Source organism: Pseudomonas sp., from assembly GCF_026224925.1.
GTDB lineage: Bacteria > Pseudomonadota > Gammaproteobacteria > Pseudomonadales > Pseudomonadaceae > Aquipseudomonas.
Map to the genome: position 1 here is coordinate 1 of NZ_JAMFRV010000398.1, position 3,637 is coordinate 3,637.

Consider the following 3,637-nt stretch of genomic DNA (forward strand, 5'->3'; position numbering starts at 1 on the left):
AGGTCATCGAAGCCGTGAGGTGCGTCAACGTGCGAGCAGTAAGCCCGAGCAGTTCCGTTAATTGCTGTTCTTTAGAATCCATTCGCCAGAGTCCCTACACGTTAAGCAAGTGACCTTTATAACCCAGCGCAGCGAATTAGGAAATGGTGCGCAGTGACCAAAAATACGGTTTTGTGTCAGGTAATGGAATGTCACGGTTACAAGATCGGTACGAATTGCCAACGCGCGGGAGCACAGTGTACAAATACGCCTAAGTTGTTGAAGTTAGCTCGCTATTGGCAATACGCGACATTTGCTTATACCATCGCGCCTTCCCTATTTCGTCGCCCCGTGCGGCTTTCGCCGCAGGTCTCGCCCGTTTTCCCGATAAAACCCGGCTTTGAGTATCTGCGGTCTGTTGCAAAAAGGTAGTTAATGATGAGCGCAAGGCACTTTCTCTCGATGATGGATTACACGCCAGAAGAGCTAGTCAGCGTGATTCGTCGCGGCATAGAGCTGAAGGACCTGCGAAATCGCGGCGTACTCTTCGAGCCATTGAAAAACCGCGTTCTCGGAATGATCTTCGAGAAATCTTCGACACGGACACGTGTTTCGTTTGAGGCCGGCATGATCCAACTGGGTGGTCAGGCGATATTTCTGTCCCCACGCGACACACAATTGGGCCGCGGCGAGCCTATCGGTGACGGCGCTCGCGTCATGTCACGCATGGTCGACGCCGTCATGATCCGCACATTTGCCCATAGCAACCTGGTGGAGTTTGCGGCCCATTCCAGCGTTCCGGTGATCAACGGTCTTTCCGACGACCTGCACCCATGCCAGTTGTTGGCAGACATGCAAACCTTCCTTGAGCATCGCGGTTCGATTCAAGGCAAAACTGTCGCTTGGATCGGCGATGGCAACAACATGTGCAACAGCTATATAGAAGCCGCGATCAAGTTTGACTTCCAGTTGCGTGTTGCCTGCCCTGAGGGCTTCGAACCTAGCCAGGAGTTTCTGGCACTGGCAGGGAACCGTGTCAGCGTTGTACGCGATCCAAAACAAGCCGTCGCAGGCGCCCATCTGGTCAGCACTGACGTCTGGACGTCCATGGGTCAGGAAGAAGAAACAGCCAAGCGCCTGGCCTTGTTCGCACCGTACCAGGTGACGCGCGAATTGCTGGACCTGGCCGACAAAGACGTGCTGTTCATGCATTGCCTGCCAGCGCACCGTGGTGAAGAGATTAGCCTCGACCTACTTGAGGACCCACGCGCGGTGCCTTGGGATCAAGCTGAAAATCGCCTACACGCGCAGAAAGCGCTGCTTGAATTTCTGGTCGAACCGGCCTACCGCAGCGCATGAATCAATCCGCTCTGCTGAGCCTGCGCAACTTAACCTGCGGGTATCAGGATCAACGCGTGGTGCAGGAGCTTGATCTGCACCTTAACGCGGGAGATATCGGTTGCCTGCTTGGCTCTTCCGGGTGTGGCAAGACCACCACGCTGCGTGCCATCGCAGGTTTTGAACCGCTGCTTGAGGGTGACATCAGCCTGAACGGCGAAGTCATTTCCCGTGCAGGGTTTACCCTCGCACCTGAGAAGCGCCGAATCGGTATGGTGTTTCAAGACTATGCCCTGTTCCCTCATCTAAGCGTGGCGGATAACGTCGGTTTTGGCATAAGAAGCCATCCGCACCTAAAGCGTGTGACAGACGAATTACTCGAATTGGTCAGCCTCGGCACGCTGGGCAAACGCTTTCCCCATGAGCTGTCAGGCGGCCAGCAGCAGCGCGTCGCACTGGCCCGAGCGCTCGCGCCAGAACCACAGCTGCTGCTGCTCGACGAGCCTTTTTCTAACCTCGACGGTGAACTGCGCCGACGGCTCAGTCATGAGGTCCGCGACATCCTCAAGGCACGCGGCACCAGTGCAATTCTGGTGACCCACGACCAAGAGGAAGCCTTTGCCGTCAGCGATCAGGTTGGGGTGTTCAAGGAAGGCCGCCTGGAGCAATGGGACACGCCTTACAACCTCTATCACATACCTCTGACGCCCTTTGTAGCGAGTTTTATCGGTCAGGGTTTCTTCGTGAGTGGGCAGGTTACAACGACGGGATCAGTGCAAACCGAGCTGGGCATGCTGAAGAGCAATTGCTCGTTCGCCAATGGCACTCAGGTTGACGTACTGCTGCGGCCAGATAGCGTTGTTTATGCGCCGGACAGCCCGACAAAAGCTACCGTGGTGAGCCTCACGTTTCAGGGATCGTCGGCGCTGTATCGGCTGCGATTGCCATCGGGTGCCGCACTCGAAGCGCTGCTCCCAAGCCACGCCAATCATCAGCCCGGTGAGGAAGTAGGCATTCAGGTGAAAGATCAGACCGTGGTGGTATTCCAAGCGAAACACCAACCCCTGTAGACCGGATCCATTCGGGAAGCGATCGACGCGGTACGACAGACAGACCGAAGCGTGGCCTTCGCGAACAAGTTCGCTCCTACAGAATCTGGGGAACACCCCAATTCCCGCGCCATGCAGGGAACACTGTGGGACCGAATTTATTCGGGAAGCAGACGGCGCGGTGTATCAGCCAGACGGAGGCGCGGCCTTCCCGAATGAATTCGGTCCCACAGGGCAAACGGGCGCCATGCCGAGTTGCAAATATCACCCCAGCAACAATTTCCCACTCGCCACCAGCCTTGCATGGCCTCCGATCTTGACGCGGTCACCCTCAAGACGGCAAAACAGTTCGCCGCCTCGGGCCGAGCACTGAAATGCCGTTAGGCTGAGCTTGCCGAGCCGGCTCGACCAATAAGGGATCAGCGAACAATGCGTTGAACCGGTTACCGGGTCTTCGGCGATACCAATGCCCGGCGCAAAATAGCGCGAGACAAAGTCATACTGCTCGCCCCTGGCAGTCACGATCACGCCAGGCCAAGGAAGGCGGCTCAGCGCGAGCATGTCTGGCTTGCAATCACGCACCGCTTGTTCGGACTCCAGCACCACCATCAACTCGACTGAGCCGTAAACGTCGACGATCTCGATGCCCAGCGCACGCTCCAACTCAACAGTCACCGCTGCGGTGGTAGGCACCATCGCCGGGAAGTCCAGCACCAGAAGTCCGTTTTCACGGGTGACGCTCAACGCCCCTGTCTTTCCAATAAAATCGATTCGCTCGGACGGCTCGTTATACATTTCAAACAATACGTGAGCGCTGGCCAACGTGGCGTGACCACACAGCGGCACCTCTGTGGTCGGAGTGAACCAGCGGATGTGCCAGCCTTGCGCCTCACGAACCAGAAACGCAGTTTCGGCCAAGTTATGCTCGGCAGCGATGTGCTGCATCAACTCGTCTGCCAACCAACTGTCGAGTCGGTAAACCATGGCCGGGTTGCCACTGAAGGGACGCTCGCTGAAAGCGTCTACCTGATGAAATTCAAGCTGCATACGGACACATCCCTGCTATTCGAATCATTATTTGAAACGAAGCATGCACTTCAACTGGGTGTATCGCCAGTTACAAAAGGGCCGTTTATTGACCATACAGTGTTTTAGGGGCGGCCGATCTCGCAAAAAATCCCCTGGGTGTGTTCCGCCAGCACAGCAGCTGAGAGCTCAACCTCAAGACCGCGGCGCCCTGCGCTGACGAAAATCGTGGCAAACGGCTGGGC

At 56.6% G+C, this 3,637-nt stretch carries 3 protein-coding genes and 1 pseudogene; 2 read left to right on the forward strand and 2 right to left on the reverse strand.

Going from position 1 to position 3,637, the window contains the following annotated elements:
- Positions 1–417 precede the first annotated feature (417 nt).
- On the forward strand, positions 418–1,338 hold the full coding sequence (gene argF / locus M0974_RS17205) for an ornithine carbamoyltransferase (protein WP_297839187.1): 921 nt from the start codon (positions 418–420) through the stop codon (positions 1,336–1,338).
- Positions 1,335–2,387, forward strand: a complete 1,053-nt coding sequence (locus M0974_RS17210) for an ABC transporter ATP-binding protein (RefSeq protein WP_297839190.1) — start codon at positions 1,335–1,337, stop codon at positions 2,385–2,387. Before argF ends, M0974_RS17210 begins: the two co-directional genes overlap by 4 nt.
- Positions 2,388–2,630: 243 nt before the next feature.
- Here M0974_RS17210 and M0974_RS17215 read toward each other — a convergent pair whose 3' ends face one another.
- Both M0974_RS17215 and M0974_RS17220 read right to left on the reverse strand, forming a co-directional pair.
- On the reverse strand, positions 2,631–3,413 hold the full coding sequence (locus M0974_RS17215; protein ID WP_297839193.1) for a PhzF family phenazine biosynthesis protein: 783 nt from the start codon (positions 3,411–3,413) through the stop codon (positions 2,631–2,633).
- A 104-nt stretch (positions 3,414–3,517) separates the two neighbouring features.
- Positions 3,518–3,637, reverse strand: a pseudogene (locus M0974_RS17220) (Cys-tRNA(Pro) deacylase); the annotation flags it as partial.